This window comes from Pseudomonas petroselini (assembly GCF_045037875.1).
GTDB lineage: Bacteria > Pseudomonadota > Gammaproteobacteria > Pseudomonadales > Pseudomonadaceae > Aquipseudomonas > Aquipseudomonas petroselini.
Genome location: NZ_CP173614.1, coordinates 4403001 through 4419355 on the forward strand (window position 1 = coordinate 4403001; position 16355 = coordinate 4419355).

The 16355-nt window shown below is 64.0% G+C and carries 12 protein-coding genes; 3 read left to right on the top strand and 9 right to left on the bottom strand.

Features of this window, described 5'->3' with window-relative positions; genetic code table 11:
* Positions 1 to 38: 38 nt before the first annotated feature.
* From ACI512_RS20205 to ACI512_RS20225, 5 genes are all read right to left on the bottom strand, one after another.
* Positions 39 to 1781 carry an acyl-CoA dehydrogenase gene (locus ACI512_RS20205; protein ID WP_236380042.1) on the bottom strand — a complete coding sequence of 581 codons (1743 nt, stop codon included), beginning with the start codon at positions 1779 to 1781 and terminating at the stop codon, positions 39 to 41.
* A 36-nt stretch (positions 1782 to 1817) separates the two neighbouring features.
* Positions 1818 to 3059 (bottom strand): thiolase family protein, encoded by a 1242-nt coding sequence (locus ACI512_RS20210; protein ID WP_236380044.1) that lies wholly within the window; start codon positions 3057 to 3059, stop codon positions 1818 to 1820.
* A complete protein-coding gene (locus tag ACI512_RS20215) occupies positions 3056 to 4930 on the bottom strand; it encodes a feruloyl-CoA synthase (protein WP_405121287.1) in 1875 nt (624 codons plus the stop codon). Before ACI512_RS20215 ends, ACI512_RS20210 begins: the two co-directional genes overlap by 4 nt.
* 63 nt (positions 4931 to 4993) lie before the next feature.
* Entirely contained in the window at positions 4994 to 6442 is a 1449-nt protein-coding gene (locus ACI512_RS20220; protein ID WP_236380048.1) for an aldehyde dehydrogenase, read from the bottom strand.
* A gap of 76 nt (positions 6443 to 6518) precedes the next feature.
* Positions 6519 to 7349 carry a p-hydroxycinnamoyl CoA hydratase/lyase gene (locus ACI512_RS20225; protein ID WP_010567568.1) on the bottom strand — a complete coding sequence of 277 codons (831 nt, stop codon included), beginning with the start codon at positions 7347 to 7349 and terminating at the stop codon, positions 6519 to 6521.
* Between the two features lie 212 nt (positions 7350 to 7561).
* On the opposite strand from ACI512_RS20225, the gene ACI512_RS20230 reads away from it, so the two are divergent.
* Positions 7562 to 8050 carry a MarR family winged helix-turn-helix transcriptional regulator gene (locus ACI512_RS20230; RefSeq protein ID WP_012724462.1) on the top strand — a complete coding sequence of 163 codons (489 nt, stop codon included), beginning with the start codon at positions 7562 to 7564 and terminating at the stop codon, positions 8048 to 8050.
* 5 nt (positions 8051 to 8055) lie between these two features.
* Here ACI512_RS20230 and ACI512_RS20235 read toward each other — a convergent pair whose 3' ends face one another.
* Positions 8056 to 9381, bottom strand: coding sequence for an OprD family porin (locus ACI512_RS20235; protein WP_236380051.1), 1326 nt, complete (start codon positions 9379 to 9381; stop codon positions 8056 to 8058).
* Positions 9382 to 9689: 308 nt separating this feature from the next.
* On the opposite strand from ACI512_RS20235, the gene mhpT reads away from it, so the two are divergent.
* Positions 9690 to 10898, top strand: a complete 1209-nt coding sequence (gene mhpT / locus ACI512_RS20240; protein WP_236380052.1) for a 3-(3-hydroxy-phenyl)propionate transporter MhpT — start codon at positions 9690 to 9692, stop codon at positions 10896 to 10898.
* On the opposite strand, the gene ACI512_RS20245 is transcribed toward mhpT, so the two are convergent.
* The 3 genes from ACI512_RS20245 to ACI512_RS20255 form a co-directional block, all read right to left on the bottom strand.
* On the bottom strand, positions 10876 to 11823 hold the full coding sequence (locus ACI512_RS20245; protein WP_236380053.1) for a transporter: 948 nt from the start codon (positions 11821 to 11823) through the stop codon (positions 10876 to 10878). The two genes, mhpT and ACI512_RS20245, sit on opposite strands and share 23 nt — an antisense overlap.
* Positions 11824 to 11904: 81 nt before the next feature.
* A complete protein-coding gene (locus tag ACI512_RS20250; RefSeq protein WP_405121288.1) occupies positions 11905 to 12672 on the bottom strand; it encodes a coniferyl-alcohol dehydrogenase in 768 nt (255 codons plus the stop codon).
* A gap of 89 nt (positions 12673 to 12761) precedes the next feature.
* Positions 12762 to 14237: a benzaldehyde dehydrogenase gene (locus ACI512_RS20255; RefSeq protein WP_236380055.1), complete on the bottom strand. Its 1476-nt coding sequence runs from the start codon at positions 14235 to 14237 to the stop codon at positions 12762 to 12764.
* 269 nt (positions 14238 to 14506) lie between these two features.
* Here ACI512_RS20255 and ACI512_RS20260 point away from each other — a divergent pair, with 269 nt between their 5' ends.
* Positions 14507 to 16267 carry a sigma 54-interacting transcriptional regulator gene (locus ACI512_RS20260; protein ID WP_405121289.1) on the top strand — a complete coding sequence of 587 codons (1761 nt, stop codon included), beginning with the start codon at positions 14507 to 14509 and terminating at the stop codon, positions 16265 to 16267.
* Positions 16268 to 16355: the final 88 nt, after the last annotated feature.

Below are 16355 nucleotides of genomic sequence, written 5' to 3' on the forward strand. Positions count from 1 at the left end.
CATGGTACCGCAAGTAGTACCGCAAGCACCTAGCCGCGTCAGATGAACGCCAGCGCTGCCCGTGCGCCGTCTATGGCGCCCAGGTGCTGCGCCACCCGCGACGGCAGGTAATCGAAAAAGAACCCGGCGCTTTGCAGCTTGGCGGCACGCAAGGGATCATCGTCGGGCAGTGCCCTGGAGACCCGCGCGGCCCGCGCCCAGGCAAAGGCCAGCAACGCGACGCCACAAAGCTGGAGGAAATCCGGCGCCGCCCGATAGGGGTATTCACTGTCCTCGTGCGCGCGTTCACGTATGGCGCTCACCACACGAGCCAACGCGTCGCATAGGCTACCCAACGCACCGCAGAAGCCTGCGCATTCGACAGACTGTCCGCCCTGCCCGGCCTCGGCGCGAAACGCGTCCAGCAGCAGGCCGAAGGCGCGGCCCTCATCGCCCAGCACCTTGCGCAGCAACAGGTCATTGGCCTGGATCTCATTACTGCCCTCGTAGATCATCGCGATACGGCTGTCGCGCAGGGTTTGCTCGATGGCGAACTCGGTGACGTAGCCGTAACCGCCGAACACCTGCAGCGCATGGCTGGCCTGCCGAAAACCCTGTTCGGTGAAAAACGCCTTGATGATGGGCGTCAGCAACGGCGCCAACTGCGCGGCCGACGAGTCCTGGTCATGCTCGGCCTGATCCAGCAGGTGTGCCGCCCAATAGCCGATGGCGCGCATGCCCTCGCTGGTGGTGCGCAGCTCCAGCAACACGCGGCGCATGGCCGGGTGGTAACGGATCGGGTCAGCCGCCTGGGCGACCACCTCTTCCGGCCTTGACGGCGCACGCATCTGCAAGCGTTCGGCGGCGTACTGGCGGGCGTTCTGCCAAGCCGCCTCGACATGCCCCAAGCCTTGCAGGCCGACATGCAGGCGCGCCGAATTCATCATCACGAACATCGCCGCCAGGCCGCGATTGGGCTCGCCGATCAGCCAGCCTTGGGCGGCCTCGAACACCAGGGAGCACGTAGCGCTGCCCTTGATGCCCATCTTGTGTTCAATGCCGTCACACCGCACGCCATTGGGCTGGCCATCGTCCAGCTGCTTGGGCACCAGGAACAGTGAAATGCCACGGCTGCCCGGCGGTGCATCGGGCACGCGCGCGAGCACCAGGTGCAGGATGTTGGCCGTGAGGTCGTGCTCGCCACCGGAGATAAATATTTTGCTGCCGCTCAGGCGATAGCTGCCATCCGCCTGAGGCTCGGCGCGGCAGCGCAGCAAGCCGACGTCGCTGCCGGCCTGGGGTTCGGTCAGGCACATGGTGGGCAAGGCCTGGCCGCTGACAATCTCGGGCAAATAGCGCGCCTGCAGCCAGGGGGCGGCGTGGGCCTTGAGGCACAGGTACGCGCCGTGGGCGATGCCGGTGTACATGGCCCAGGCGTGATTGCTGGCGTAGAGCATCTCTTGCAGCGCCGCATCGAGCAGTTGCGGCAAGCCCTGCCCGCCCGCCGCCTCGTCGCACGCCAGCGCCGGCCAGCCACCCTCGACATAGGCGCGATAGGCCTCGACGAAGCCGTCCGGGGTGCTGACCTGGCCCGCCTGCCACCGGCAGCCCTGGCGATCACCCTGACTGTTCAACGGCGCCAGCACGCCTTGACTGAAGCGCGCCGCCTCTTCCAGCACCTGGAGCGCGAGCGGCAGGTCCAGGGCCTCGAACGCCGGGCTGCGGCGCCACGTGTCGGGTGCCTGCAACCAGTGCTCAAGCACAAACTGCATATCGCGCAAAGGCGCCTCATAGCTCCACATCGGCACACCTCATCGACTAAAAAGGAATCGTGCGTTTCAAGCGCGATAGGCAGGGTTTTCGATCAACAACGCCATGCCCTGCCCGCCGCCCACACACGCGGCGGCAATCCCGTAGCGCAGGTTGTGCTGGCGTAATTGCCGGGCCAGGGTCATGACCAGGCGCAGGCCGGTGGCGGCCAGCGGATGCCCCAGCGCGAGGGCGCCGCCCTGGACGTTGAGCCGGGCGCTGTCCAGTTCCAATTCCTGAGCCACCGCGAGCACCTGCGCGGCCTGGGCTTCGTTGATCTCGAAACGGCCGATGTCGCCCAGGCTCAACCCGCTGCGTTGCAGCAGCAGGCGAATTGCCGGTGCCGGACCGATGCCCATGAACTCCGGGGCCACCCCCACCACTGCGCTGGCCAGCAGCCGCGCCAGGGGCGCACGCGTGCAGGCCGAGGCGCGCCCCACCAGGGCGGCCGCCGCGCCATCGACCACCGCGCAACTGTTGCCGGCGGTTTGTACACCGTCGGCATGCACGGCGTGCAGACGCGCCAAGGCCGCCAGGTCGGTGGGCCGTGGGTGGCTGTCGGCGCTGACGGCACTGGCGCGGCGTGCCAGGCTGATCCCTCTGGGCTGATAGCCCTCAAGCGCGAACACCTGGTGATCGACCGTGACGATTTCTTCAGCCCAGGCGCCGTCACGGTGTGCCTGCAAGGCGCGCTGATGGCTGTCGCAGGCGTAGCGGTCTACCGCCTCGCGGCTCAGGCCATAACGGCGCGCGAGGTTGTCGGCCGTGGCGATCATGTCCAGACCCGGGGCCGGGTCGTACAGCGCTTCCCAGAGAAAATCCTTGAACTGCACTTCGCCGCCGAGACGAAAGCCGCCCCGGTGGGTGTAGGCGGCAATCGGGTTGCGCGACATCGATTCACTGGCCACGCACAGGGCCAGTTGCACCTCGTCACGCAGCTGCTCGGCGGCCTGGCGCAACAGCTCGAAACCGGTGGCGCAGATGCGCTGCACCCCCAGCGCGGGCACCGATTGCGCCACGCCGCTGTACAAGCCGATGTGCCGTGGCAGCAAGTAGGCATCGAAGCTGGCCTGGGCCATGGAGCCAGCCAGTACGCTGTCCACCGCCCCAGGCTCGATGCCGGCTCGCGCCAGCACTTCGCGACCCACCTTGATCCCCAAATCGATGGGCGACACCTGGGACAGCGCGCCGCCAAGGTCGACCCACGGGGTGCGCACCGCCTCGAAAATCGCCGCGTCGGCAAACGCCGAATACTGCCCGGCGCCGATCAAGGCTTGGGCCCGGCGCGCAGGATGGTCGGGTCTTCACCGCGATACAACGCCTCGACCCTCGCCGCGCGCCATTGCAACACCGCACGCTGGTTGATCGAGCCTTTGTCGGTGATTTCCCCACGGTCGATGGACGCCGGCTCATCCAACACAGCAATCCACTCCAAGCGACTGGCATTGCCGGTGGCCTCGCGATTGAGCCGCTGCAGCCAGTCACCAAACCACGCGCGCACCGGCGCGCTGGCCAGCACCTCGGCGTCACTGGCGTCGGTGCTCAAGCCCGCCAGCCGGCGACACTCGTAGAGCCTGGGGAACACCAGGGCACCCAGGCATTCGCGGTCCGGCGCGGCAATCACTAGGTCCTGCACATAAGGCGAGCCTTCGAGCACCGCACGATTGCGCAGCGGCCCAACGCTGACAAACACGCCTGAGGAGAGCTTGAAGTCCTCGGCAATGCGTCCGTCGAACATCAGCCCCAGTTGCGGTTGCTGCGGGTCGGCGAGCTTGATCGCGTCGCCCGAACAATAGAAACCCAGTTCGTCGAACACCTCGGCGGTCTGCTCGGGCGCCCGCCAGTAACCGGGCATGATGTGCGGCCCGCGAAAGCGTCCCTCGAATTTGCCGTCCAGCGGCACCAGGCGCACCTCACAGCCCGGTGCGGGCAACCCGATATACCCGGCCATCGACAGCGGCCCGGTGGTAAAGGTGCAGGACGGCGCGGCTTCGGTCATGCCCAGCCCGGCCATCATGCGGATACGTTCACCGCAGTGCCGTTCGGCCACGCGGTCGAGGCGGTCCCAGATACTTTGCGACAGGCCAGCGGCGGCGAAGAAGAACAGTTTCATCCGCGCGAAAAAGCGCTCGCGCAACTCAGCGTCCTGCTCCAGGGCGTTGACCAGTTCTTCCCAGCCCTTGGGCACCGTCAGGTAGGCCGTGGGCGACACGTCCTTGAGGTTGCGCAGGGTCTCGGCAAAGCCCTGGACCGTCGGCTTGCCGTCGTCGAGGTAAAACGTACCGCCGTTGTAGAGCACGATGCCGACGTTGTGGCTGCCGCCGAAGGTGTGGTTCCACGGCAGCCAGTCGACCAGTACTGGCGGTTCCTCACCGAACACCGGGAACGTCTGCAGCAGCATCTGTTGATTGGCGCAGAGCATGCGTTGGGTGGTGACGACCGCTTTGGGCAACTTGGTGGAGCCCGAGGTAAAGAGAAACTTGGCGATGCTGTCGGGGCCGGTGGCCTTGAACGCCGCTTCGGCCTCAGCGCCACCCGGCGTTTGCAGCAGGCTGGCGAAGCTGGCCTGAGTGCGCCCCGGCGCGTGGCCGCGCACGCTGATCAACGGGGTCTCGGCCGGCAATACGGCGTCGATTGCACGTTGGTAAGCAGACGCGTCGCTGACGAACACCAAGCCCGGTTGCAGCAGGTTGCACACATGCCGCAGCTTGGCGAAATCCTGGGACAACAATGAATACGCCGGCGACACCGGGCAGTAAGGGATTCCGGCGTACATCGCGCCGAGGGCCACCTGCAGATGCTCGATGTCGTTGCCAGACAGTAATGCCAGCGGTTTGTCCGCCGAGAGGCCGTAACGCAGCAGGCCCTGGGCAATCGCGCGCACGCTGTCGAGCATTTCCCTGTAGCTGACACGACGCCAATCACCACCGACCTGGCGTGCGGCGATAAATGTTTGCTCGGGCCGCACCTGGGCCCAATGCACCAAACGATCGAGCAAGCGTGCCGGTAATTCACCCAGCGGCTCCAGGGAACGCATGTGCAGCACGCCCTGTTCTTCAGTGACCTGCACCGGCGCGTGGCCGATGGACACCTCGCGGTATCGCGGCGTGGGCTGGGGTTGCGGTCGGAATTCGGAACTCACAAGGATGTCCTCCATCAAGGCGGATCAACGCCGCCTTGTTATTGTTATGTCGCCGCGCCTTGTTCAGATCGGGTAATGCCGCGGCCCGTTCTGCAAGGTGACCCAACGCAATTGCGTAAAGTGTTCAATCGAAGCCTTGCCGCCAAAGCTGCCGTAGCCGCTGGACTTAACCCCGCCAAACGGCATCTGCGCCTCGTCGTGCACGGTCGGGCCGTTGATATGGCAAATGCCCGACTCCACCCGTTGCGCCAGGGCCAGCGCACGCCCGGTGTCGCGACTGAAGATCGCCGCCGACAGGCCGAACTCAGAGTCGTTGGCCAGGCACAGCAGGGCTTCGTCTCCGTCACCGCGCAGCAGCACCGCCACCGGGCCGAAGGACTCTTCGCGGTACAAACGCATGTGTTCGGTGACGCCATCGATCAGGGTCGGCTGCAGGATACTGCCGTCCAATTGGCCGCCCACCACCAGCCGTGCACCTTTGGCGAGGGCATCGTCGATCAACGCCTTGATGCGCGTGCCGGCACGCGCGTCCACCAGCGACCCCAGCACTGAATCCGCCGCCTCGGGGTTGCCCGCGCGCAGGGTCGCGACCTTGGCCGCCAGCTTGGCGGTGAACGCATCGGCGACCTTGGCATCGACAATCAAGCGTTCAGTGGACATGCAAATCTGCCCCTGGTTGAAGTAGGCACCAAATGCTGCTGCCGCCACCGCTGCGTCGAGGTCGGCGTCGTCGAGCACCAGCAACGGCGCCTTGCCGCCCAACTCCAGCAGGGCCGGTTTGAGGTGACGCGCCGAGAGTTCGCCGACAATCCGCCCCACATGGGTCGAACCCGTGAAGTTGACCCGGCGCACGGCCGGGTTGGCGATCAGCCGCTCGACAATCGCAGCGGCATCCTCTGGCGCATTGCTGATCACATTGACCACGCCATCGCCCAGCCCGGCGTCCTGCAGCACCTGGCCAATCAGCCGGTGCACCGCCGGGCTCAATTCCGAGGCCTTGAGCACCACGGTATTGCCGCAGGCCAGCGGCATGGCGATAGCCCGCGTGGCGAGGATGACCGGGGCATTCCACGGCGCGATGCCCAGCACCACGCCGCAGGGCTGACGCAGGGCCATGGCGAAACTGCCGGGGACATCGGAGGGAATGACGTCGCCGGTGATCTGGGTGGTCATCGACGCGGCTTCGCGGAGCATATTGGCCGCCAGGCGCACGTTGAAGCCGTACCAGTTGGCCATGGCGCCGGTCTCACCGGCCGCAGCGATAAATTCCGCGCTGCGCGCCTGCAATTGCTCGGCCGCCTTGAGCAAACGGGTGCGGCGCTCGTTGGGGGCCAGCGCCGCCCAGGTGGGGAACGCGGCTTGAGCGGCGGCGACGGCGGCGTCGGCATCTTCCAGGGTCGCTGCGGCGACCCGCGAGACGACTTCACCGGTCACCGGGTTGCGACGTTCGAAGGTTCGACCGTCACGGGCAGGGCACGACTCGCCGCCGATCAACAGGGGCACGTCCAGCATGGTGATTCCTCTTTATTGTCTTTATCGGGAATACGTTCAAGCGGGGTACAGCGGCGCGGCCAGGCGGCCGCGCCCTTCAGCGTTTATACGCCTGCAGGCCAGGCTTGATGCTCTTGTCGTCGAGGAACTGTTTCATGCCCTGCTCGCGACCGCCTTCGGTGTCGAGCAGGCGCGACTGATCGAGCTTGGCGTAGAGGTAATCCTCGTTCTGCTCCCAGGTCAGTTCGCGGCAGCGCTTGAAGCCATGCTTGGCCGCGCGCAGCACCACTGGGTTTTTCTCGAGCAGGTTGCGCGCCAGTTCGATGGTCACTTCGCGCAGTTGCGCCAGGGGCACGCTTTCGTTGACCAGGCCCATTTCGGCGGCTTTCTGCCCGCCGAAGGTCTTGCCGGTCATGATGTAGTACAGGGATTGGCGATGGCCCACGGTGTCGGCCATGGCTTTGCTCACCAAGTTGCCCGGCGGGATGCCCCAGTTGATTTCCGAGAGGCCGAAGGTGGCTTCGTCGGCGCAGATCGCCAGGTCGCACGCCACCAGTGGGCTGAAGCCGCCGCCGAAGCACCAGCCATTGACCATGGCAATGGTCGGCTTGGCATACATGCGCAGTAGTTTCCATTGCCATTGCGAGGCTTCGCGGCGAATTTTTTCCTGGAGGATCTCCGGCCCGGCATCCACTTCGCGGAAGTATTCCTTGAGGTCCATGCCGGCCGTCCAGGCTTCGCCGGCACCGGTCAGTACCAGTACGCCGGCGGCAGGATCCTGCTCCAGGGTTTCCAGTACGTCGATCATTTCCCGGTTCAGGGTCGGGCTCATGGCGTTGCGTTTTTCCGGACGGTTGAGGATGACCCAGGCGATGCCTTCCTCGATCTCAACCTTGACTGTGGTCCAACGGCCTTCGTAATTGCTCATGGCGGTACGCTCTTGTTCTGGTGTGAAGATGAGTCGAAACTAAACCGCAAATATAGTTATGTCAATTAACTATTAATCTGGATAACCAATATTTTTTCGGTGTAAAACCCGATTTTTTCTGGTGTTGTGAAACGTCGGCATAGCCAGGGCTCGCCAACCTCGGCAAACTAGATAGCCTTCTTAACCTCCATCTCTTGAGGATTGCACTGTTAATGGCCAAGCCTTCCAACATCGCCGCCCCCAGCCCGGCCCTGCCCGACAACGAGGAGGTGCGGCCGCCGCTGGATTCAGCCCTGGACGATCTGATCGGTTACGCCATGCGCCGCGCCCAGCTCAAGCTGTTCCAGAACCTGATCGGCCGGCTGTCGGACCACGACCTGCGTCCCGCGCAGTTCTCGGCCCTGGCGATCATCGAGCAGAACCCTGGGCTGATGCAGGCCGACCTGGCCCGTGCCCTGGCGATTGAGCCGCCCCAGGTGGTACCCCTGCTGAACAAGCTGGAGAGCCGCGCCCTCGCCGTACGGGTCCGCTGCAAGCCGGACAAACGCTCCTACGGGATCTTCCTCAGCAAGACCGGCGAAACCCTGCTCAAAGCGCTCAAGGAAATCGCCGCCCAGAGCGACCAGGACGCTACCGCCGCCCTGGACAGCCAGGAACGTGAAGAACTGCTGCGCTTGCTCAAGAAGGTCTATCAGGACTGATCGGCCTACCAGAGCGCCACGGTGTAGAGCACCAGGAAGCGGGTCTGGTTTTCGTCGCGAAAGGCTGCGCCGCTTGGGAAGTCATTGCGGTAGATCGACTTGCGCGCCATGAACCCGACGTTCTTCAGCGGGCCGCTCTGAATCACGTAGCCCAGCTCCATCTGGAACTCGCGCTCCTTGCGATCCTCGGCGTTGAAAGCCGCCAATTCGATGTTGTCGCCGCGCACGTAGCGCAGCCGGCTCTTCAACCCCGGCACACCCGCTGCGGCGAAATCGTAGTCATAGATGGCCTGCCAGGTGCGCTCCTTGGCGTTGAGAAAGTCCGAACTCATGGTCAGCTCGCTCATGCCCATCAACTCGGTGCCGGAAATATAGGGCGTGGCGGTCTCGCCGCTTGAATGCATGTAGCCAAGGCTCACGCGGTGGCCGCCCAGGCGGTAACCAAACAGCGCCGAGAGGTTGCGGTTATCCACGTTCCCGGCCTTGGCACTGCCGTCCTCGCGACTGAAGAAGCTGCGCAGGTCACTGGTGAGCACGCCATCCCCCACCGGCAGGTTATGCAGCAACGCCAGGGTGTCCTGCTGGTAGAGGTCCGCGACCTGCGAGTGATAAACGCGCAGGCTCAGGTCTTTGTTGACCTGATAGTCACCGCCGACGTAAGCCAGGTGCGAGGTGGTGGCGGTGGCATTGAAACGCCGGTTGGGCGAGGCCACGGTCATGGCCTGGTAGTCCGTGGAGTCGCGCTTGTTGATACGGTCGATATAGCCGGTGTTGAGGGTCAGGCCCTCGATGTCCTTGGAACTCAGGGTGGTGCCGCGAAAGGTCTGCGGCAACAGGCGCGACGGGCTGGCGAAGGCGAACGGCAGGAAGATCGACACGTCACCCGCCTTCACCGTGGTTTGGGCAAACCGCAGCTTGGCGGTCGGCGCCAGGCGCGCGTATTCATCGGCGGCACGCTTGTCGCTGGCCGACACCGGCAACAACTCGGTGCCGCTGCGGTCCGGTGACGAGTCGAGCTTGACCCCCATCAACCCACGCACATCCAAGCCAAAGCCCACTGGGCCTGAGGTGTATCCCGATTCCAGGTTGAGGATGAACGCCTGGGCCCATTCCCGTGCGGCGGTCTTCGCACCGTCGTCCTTGTAGTCACGGTCCAGGTAGTAATTGCGCAGGGTCAAGGTACCGTGGCTATCGTCGATAAAGCCTGCCGCCCACAGTGGGGTGGGCAGCACGCTCAAGGCCAGCGACGCCAGCAGCAGGCATGGAAGGTTGTTCGACACACAGGAGACTGACGCAGCCGCAACGGCGTCCTCCATCGGGAGTTCTGGCATGTTCGATGTCCATTTTTTGTTGTTGTTTTTGGGGTGTCACACGCTCGGCCCAGTCGGCTTTGCGAGCCAAGAATGGAAACAGCCGAGGGCGCTCGTCAACTGCAACTGAGCGATAATCGAACATTAATAAAACTATCTATTTTTCAGCTTTATATGGATCTCAATCATAACCACATGTTTTTGATCGATTTATTCTTATTTTTTAAGGTTTTTTATCCGCGATTCATTTTTTAGTTATCTTTGTTATCTTAATCGCCAGCAGCCACTGAAGCTCGCCATCCCCATAAAAACAACAATGAGGTTTGCCCATGGACAGTCCATCGCGTCGTTCGACGCTGACTATTGCGTTGTGCTTTATCGTTGCGCTGATCGAGGGGTTCGATCTGCAAGCCGCCGGCACCGCCGCCGCCGGGTTACGTCAAACGTTCGCCCTGGACCCGAAGATGCTCGGCTGGGTCTTCAGCGTCGGCATCATTGGCCTGCTGCCGGGGGCGTTCTTCGGCGGTTGGGTCGCCGACCGCATAGGGCGTAAGAAAATCCTGGTGATAGCAGTGCTGCTGTTCGGGGTGTTTTCCCTGAGCACCGCGTTTGTCGACAGCTATTCGGGCCTGTTGCTGGTGCGCTTCCTGACCGGCCTGGGGCTGGGCGCGGCACTGCCCAACCTGATCGCCCTGTGCGCCGAAGCGGTCAGTGAGCAAAAGCGCGGCACCGCCATCAGCGTGATGTACTGCGGCGTACCGCTGGGTGGCGCCTTGGCTGCCGTGGTGGCGATGTTTTCCAGTGAACACTGGCAAACCACCTTTATCATCGGCGGCCTGGCGCCCTTGCTGGCCGTGCCGCTGATGATCCTGTTGCTGCCAGAATCCAGCGCCTTTCGCCAACAGCGCGACAACACCCCCGGCGCCCGCCCCTCCACGTCCCAGGCGCTGTTCGGCGAGGGTCGCGCGCGCACCACACTGGCGTTGTGGCTCAGCTACTTCTTCACCCTGACCGTGATGTACATGCTGCTCAACTGGCTGCCGTCGCTGTTGCTGGAACAAGGCTTCAGCAAACCCCAGGCGGGCATGGTGCAGATGCTCTTCAATATCGGCGGCGCCCTGGGTTCACTGCTTGGCGGCGTGCTGCTGGACCGCTGCAATGCCGTCAAAGTGGTGTTGTGCGTGTACGCCGGGTTGCTGGCGGCCCTCGCGGGCGTCGGACTCTCAGTGGGCATCGTGCCCATGGCGATTGCCGGCTTTGCCGCCGGCTTGTTCGTCATGGCCGCGCAGTTGGTGCTGTACGCGTCGGCACCGCCCTCCTACCCCACCTCGGTACGCGCTACCGGCGTCGGTGCCGCGGTAGCCGTCGGCCGCCTGGGTTCGGTGGCCGGGCCGCTGGCGGCCGGCCAACTGCTCGCAGCCGGCGCCGGCACCGCGGGGGTCCTGCTGGCGACCTCCCCCGGGGTGGTGATTGCCGCGCTGACCATCATCAGCGTGATGGTGCGGGCCGCGCCACCTAGAACTTGTGCAGCCAATTGAGCACCAGTTTGTTGCCCTGAGTGCGGTTCTCAGCCTGCTGCTCGAAGTAGGCGTTCACCGACAGCACGTTTTCCTTGTTGAAGGCATAGACCAGGCCTGGGCCCATGGCCCAGACCTTTTCCCGCCGCCCACTCACGTCGTGCCCATCGACCTGGGTGTCGGTGATCTGCTTCAACCAGTAGCCATTCACCCCCACGCTCAGTTGTTGGTTCAAGGCATATTGCAGCGTCAGGTTGGCATGCAACGCCTGGCCGGCCTGGGTATCGGAAACATCCCCAAAGCCTGCCTGTGGATCATCGTTCTTGCCGTTCCACAGGTACATGAAACGCCCGCTCGCCGACCATTTCGGGTTGAACCAGTACGTCGCCGCATAATACGGGTTGAATGACCAGAAGTTGCTGCCGGGGTTGATCGAACGATTGCGGTTATAGGCCCCCACCGGCACCGACACATCGGCCTCGACGCGCTGGGTCAACAGCGGGCTGCCATCGGCCCGGCTCAGGGTCGGCAGTTGCAGGAAGGCGCCAAGCGTCACGTCGCCGAAGCCTTCACGAGCACTCAACGCGGCGTTATGCAAACCATCATCGACATCCACATGGGCCAGCGAGGTGTTGATCAAGGTGAAGCCGGGCATGGCGCCATTGGCCAAAGGTTGACCGAGGTAGATGATCTGCGTGGTCGGCGCCACCACTTCCAGATCCTGTTTGGGCAACACCAGCTTGTGGCCGTTGGCGTCGTTGAAACGGCTGGCGCGGGAGTACGTCAGGTACTCCTCCAGGTACCAGCCAGGGCCGGCCGGTGCCGGTGAGCCGTCGTAGAAACTGGTGCTGCCCAGGTTGAGTCCGGGCAAATCGTAAGCGTGTGCAGTCGATGACAGTGCGACAAAGGTCATGGCCGCAACTGTCCGCAAGATAGGCTTGAGCATCTTGTGTGTCCTGTATTTTTGTTGTTGTTCAAGACCCCCGGCACGGTGGATCCGCGCCGGGGTTTACCGCAGTTGCAGGCCCTACACGTAGGTGGCGGCCAACCCACCGTCCACCGGCAGATTGACCCCGTTGACCCAGCGTGCGGCGTCCGAGCAAAGGAAGGCGATCACCGCCGCCACCTCATCGGCCAGGGCTGGACGGGTCATGCGCTGGCTGTCCTCGGCCACCCGCTCCGGCCCGAGCAGGCTGACAAAGTCGCCCAGGATCGGGGTAAACACCGGCCCCGGCGCAACGCAGTTGATGCGCACCGAGTGATCGCGAAACCAGCCTTGGGCTTGCTGGAAGCTCCACACAATCAGCGCTTCCTTGAAGTACTGATAACAGGTGCTCTGCGCCACCGGATTGGCCGCCAGCCACTGCTGCCCTGCCGCGAAGTCTTGTGTGGCGGCCAGGGCCTTGTGCAGTTCCAGCCGTTGCGGCCATTGTGCGCCGAGCACCGACGCGACATTGACGATGCTGCCGCCCGCCGGCATGCGGGGCAGCAGCGCTTGCGTAAGATGCCGCAGCCCCAGGTAATTGACCTCGGCCACCGTCTGCGCGGGTGCCGTACCGGGCACGCCGGCAATGTTGCACAACCCGTCGACCCGTGCCGGCAGGCGCGCCACCAAGGCATCGATGCTGGCAGGGTCACCCAAGTCCGCCTGGAAGAACCCATCCAGGGTCAATTGCGGTTCATGGCGATCAACGCCGATCACCGTGGCGCCCTGGAAACGCGCGAGCCGCGCCAATTCGGCGCCAATGCCGGAGGCGGCACCGGTGATAACCAGGGTTTTGTTATGCAGGTTCATGTTCAAGCCCTCTTGTTTTTGTATAGGCATGGGGGGAGCAAACCGATGAGCCAGGGCTCAGTACGGCCACGACTCAGTACGGCCGAGAGTCAGAACGGATAGACAGGCGGCGTGTTTTTCACCGTAACCCACTGCCACTGGCTGTACTCGTCCCAGTCGGCCGGCCCGCCGACGCTGCCGCCGTTGCCGGAAGCGCCGCGCCCGCCGAAGGGGTTGATGCATTCGTCGGCCACGGTCTGGTCGTTGATGTGCAACAGGCCGCAATTCAGCCGCTCGCCGATCGCCATGGCGCGCCCGACGGACGGCGAGATGATCGCGGCCGAGAGTCCGTACTCAGTGCGGTTGGCCAGCTCGATGGCCTCCTCGTCGGTGGCAAAACTGACCACGCTGGCCACCGGGCCAAACACTTCGTCCTCAAAGGCGCGCATGCCCGGCCGCACGCCACTGAGCACGGTGGGCTGGTAGAACAACTGGTCATATTCGCCGCCAGCCTCCAACCGTGCGCCTGCTTGCAGGCTGTCGCTGACGATCTCGTGCACGCGCTGCAATTGCCGTGGGTTGATCAGCGGGCCGAGCGCTGCTTCACCCCGGGCGGCATTGCCCACGGTGAGCGCCCGGGCCTTGTCCACCAGCTTGCGCGTGAGACGTTCGGCGATGGATTCATGGGCAAGAATCAAGCCGGTCGCCATGCAGATTTGCCCCTGGTGCAGCCAGGCGCCCCAGGCCGCATTGCTTGCCGCCAGGTCGAGGTCGGCGTCGTCGAGAATGATCAACGGGTTTTTGCCACCCAGTTCCAGCGCGACTTTTTTCAAGTGACGCCCGGCCACCTCGGCGACTTTGCGCCCTGCCGCCGTGGAGCCGGTAAAGGTGATCATCTGCACATTCGGGTCACGGCACAGCGCTTCACCGACCGGGGCAGCACCGGGCAACACGTGCAGCAGGCCCTTGGGCAGGCCCGCTTCCTCGAACAGCCGGGCGATCAGAAAACCGCCGCTGACAGGGGTCTGCGGGTCGGGCTTGAGTACCACCGCATTGCCCGCCGCCAAGGCTGGCGCCACCGAACGCAGCGACAGCACCAGGGGGAAATTGAACGGTGAAATCACCCCGACCACGCCATGGGGCTGGCGCCGCGCATAGGACAGGCGCCCGGCCGCACTGGGCAGCACCAGCCCGTGATGCTGGGACAACAGGCCCGCCGCCTGGTGCAGCAGTACGATCGCCTCGCGCACTTCGTGCTCACCTTTGAACAGCGCGCCCCCGGTTTCGCGGGCGACATACAGCGCCAGTTCGGCGAAGCACTGCTGAGCCAGGTCCGCCGCCTTGCGAAACACGGCGGCGCGTTCGCGTGGGCCGAGTGCGGCCCATGCCGGTTGGGCCAGGGCCGCGCTGCGACTGGCGACGGCGATGTCGGCCGCGTTGGCCATGGCGCACCGCATCAAGGGCTCGCCGGTGGCAGGTTCGATCACAGGCATCACGGACCCCGAGGCGGGTATCCAATCGCCGTTGAACAGGCATTCGGACTCAAGGGCCCGCTGTAACAGGTGGGTGGTTTCAGACACTGACATGGCAACTCCCGGTTCTTGTAATTGTCATCGCCTGCACATAGGCAAACGCCGCATCAGGTCTTGAGCAAAGGCTGTGCCGCTTGCACGCGGCGACGCTGACATAAATCGGCGAGGGCTCTATGCCGGGGCCCGCCACGTACCACTCAACCATCAGGTGTCGGTCCGTGGCAAAAACCACGGCCTCGCCACTTGTTCAATTGATAAGGTTATGTTTAATAACTATCTGAGCAGTTACTCAAATCGTTCATTTGCTTTGCAGGGGCATAACAATGACTAATCCCCACAGCGCGCTGCCCGATGATCGGGTGACCACCGCGCCCTATCATCCACGGGGCGACAGCCGCCAACTCAGCGACAGCAGCTCGCCGACGCCTGGAGAGCTGGCCGACTGCCTATTCTTTTCCCCAGAAGACGGGCGTATCTGGCTCAACGACCAACGCATGATGTTGCTGCACAGTTCCTCGTTCGGCGCCCTGCGCGGGGAAGTCATCGAGCGCCTGGGGCTGGAGCAGGCGCGCGGCCTGTTCACCCGCACCGGTTACGCCTCCGGCGCGCGGGATGCGCGGCTGATACGCGAGCGCTGGCCACAGGCCGATGCCGCCGCGGTGTTTCGCGCCGGGACCCACCTGCACACCCTGGAAGGCATGACCAAGGTCGAACCGCTGCATTTCAAGTTCGATGCCGACTCGGGGTTCTACGAAGGCGAGTTTCTCTGGCACCACTCCTGCGAAGCCGATGAGCACGTGAGCGCCTATGGCATCGGCCAGGACCCGGTGTGCTGGACTGAAACCGGTTATGCCATCGGGTTTGTCAGCGGCCTCTTCGGGCAAATGGTGATTTTCCGCGAAGTGGAATGCCGGGGCATGGGCCATCGATGCTGCCGGGTGGTCGGCAAGACGGCCGAACAATGGGGTGACGTCGAGCAAGACCTGCGCTACCTGAACGTGTCCCAGGCCGTCACCGGCCCCGCCCCCTCCACCACTCCCGACCACCCACTGAACCACGGCGCCTGGGTCAACCCGCCGCAAGCGCTGGTGGGCGCCAGCGCGGCGTTCAACGCCGCAACGCAAGCCCTGCAACGCGTTGCGCTGACCCCGGCGACGGTGCTGATCAGCGGTGAATCCGGGGTGGGCAAAGAGATGTTTGCGCGCCAATTGCATCAGCTCAGTCACCGGCATGAGCGCCCGTTTGTGGCGCTCAATTGCGCCGCCATCCCGGACAACCTGATCGAAGCCGAACTATTCGGCGTCGAGCGCGGCGCGTATACCGGCGCCACGCACTCGCGCCCCGGGCGTTTCGAGCGGGCCCAGGGCGGGACGCTGTTCCTCGACGAAATCACCAGCCTCAGCCTGGCAGGGCAAAGCAAATTGCTGCGTGCCTTGCAGGAACGCGAAATCGAACGGGTCGGCGGCGTGCGTGGGATCAAGGTGGATGTGCGGGTGGTGGCCGCCACCAATATTGATCTGCGCAAAGCCGTGGCTGACGGTACGTTTCGTGAAGACCTGTTCTATCGGTTGAATGTCTACCCCATCGCCCTGCCGCCCCTGCGTGAGCGCCGGGACGATATTCCGTTGCTGATCAACGCCTTCCTCACGCGCTTCTGCCAGGAATATGCCCGAACCCCGGCGGGCCTGACCATGCGCGCCCTGAAGGTACTGTTGCGCTACGACTTCGCGGGCAATGTGCGCGAGCTGCAAAACCTGATCGAACGCGGCCTGATTGCCAGCGACGAAGGCCAGGCCATTGACTTGGTGCATCTGTTTCGCAACGAACCCATGCCGACGGATCCCTATGGCCTGGACGACCATGGCAGCCTGTCCAACACGGGACTGCAAGCCCCCCGCCCCGCGCTGCTGGACACCCTTGGCCAGTTGGACCAGGGCTTTTCCATTGATGGCCTGGAGTCGCGCCTGATCAATGAGGCGCTGCAACACAACGCCGGCAACCTCGCGGCCGCCGCCCGGCTCGTGGGCCTCAGCCGTGCGCAATTTGCCTACCGGCTGAAGAAGCATCAGCGGCAAACCCCGTGATTGGAAATGAGTGCTTTAAAAGCTTTACCCAATTAAGTATTTTGCAGAGGTACCGGGCTACAAGCGCCCCTTTTTCTTACTCGTGACA

Excerpts from the sequence above, each read along its gene's own strand:
- ACI512_RS20260 (WP_405121289.1), top strand. The coding sequence starts at position 14,507 with ATGACTAATCCCCACAGCGCGCTGCCCGATGATCGGGTGACCACCGCG.
- mhpT (WP_236380052.1), top strand. The coding sequence starts at position 9,690 with ATGGACAGTCCATCGCGTCGTTCGACGCTGACTATTGCGTTGTGCTTT.
- ACI512_RS20235 (WP_236380051.1), bottom strand. The coding sequence starts at position 9,381 with ATGCCAGAACTCCCGATGGAGGACGCCGTTGCGGCTGCGTCAGTCTCC.
- ACI512_RS20250 (WP_405121288.1), bottom strand. The coding sequence starts at position 12,672 with ATGAACCTGCATAACAAAACCCTGGTTATCACCGGTGCCGCCTCCGGC.
- ACI512_RS20255 (WP_236380055.1), bottom strand. The coding sequence starts at position 14,237 with ATGTCAGTGTCTGAAACCACCCACCTGTTACAGCGGGCCCTTGAGTCC.
- ACI512_RS20230 (WP_012724462.1), top strand. The coding sequence starts at position 7,562 with ATGGCCAAGCCTTCCAACATCGCCGCCCCCAGCCCGGCCCTGCCCGAC.
- ACI512_RS20225 (WP_010567568.1), bottom strand. The coding sequence starts at position 7,349 with ATGAGCAATTACGAAGGCCGTTGGACCACAGTCAAGGTTGAGATCGAG.
- ACI512_RS20220 (WP_236380048.1), bottom strand. The coding sequence starts at position 6,442 with ATGCTGGACGTGCCCCTGTTGATCGGCGGCGAGTCGTGCCCTGCCCGT.
- ACI512_RS20205 (WP_236380042.1), bottom strand. The coding sequence starts at position 1,781 with ATGTGGAGCTATGAGGCGCCTTTGCGCGATATGCAGTTTGTGCTTGAG.
- ACI512_RS20245 (WP_236380053.1), bottom strand. The coding sequence starts at position 11,823 with ATGCTCAAGCCTATCTTGCGGACAGTTGCGGCCATGACCTTTGTCGCA.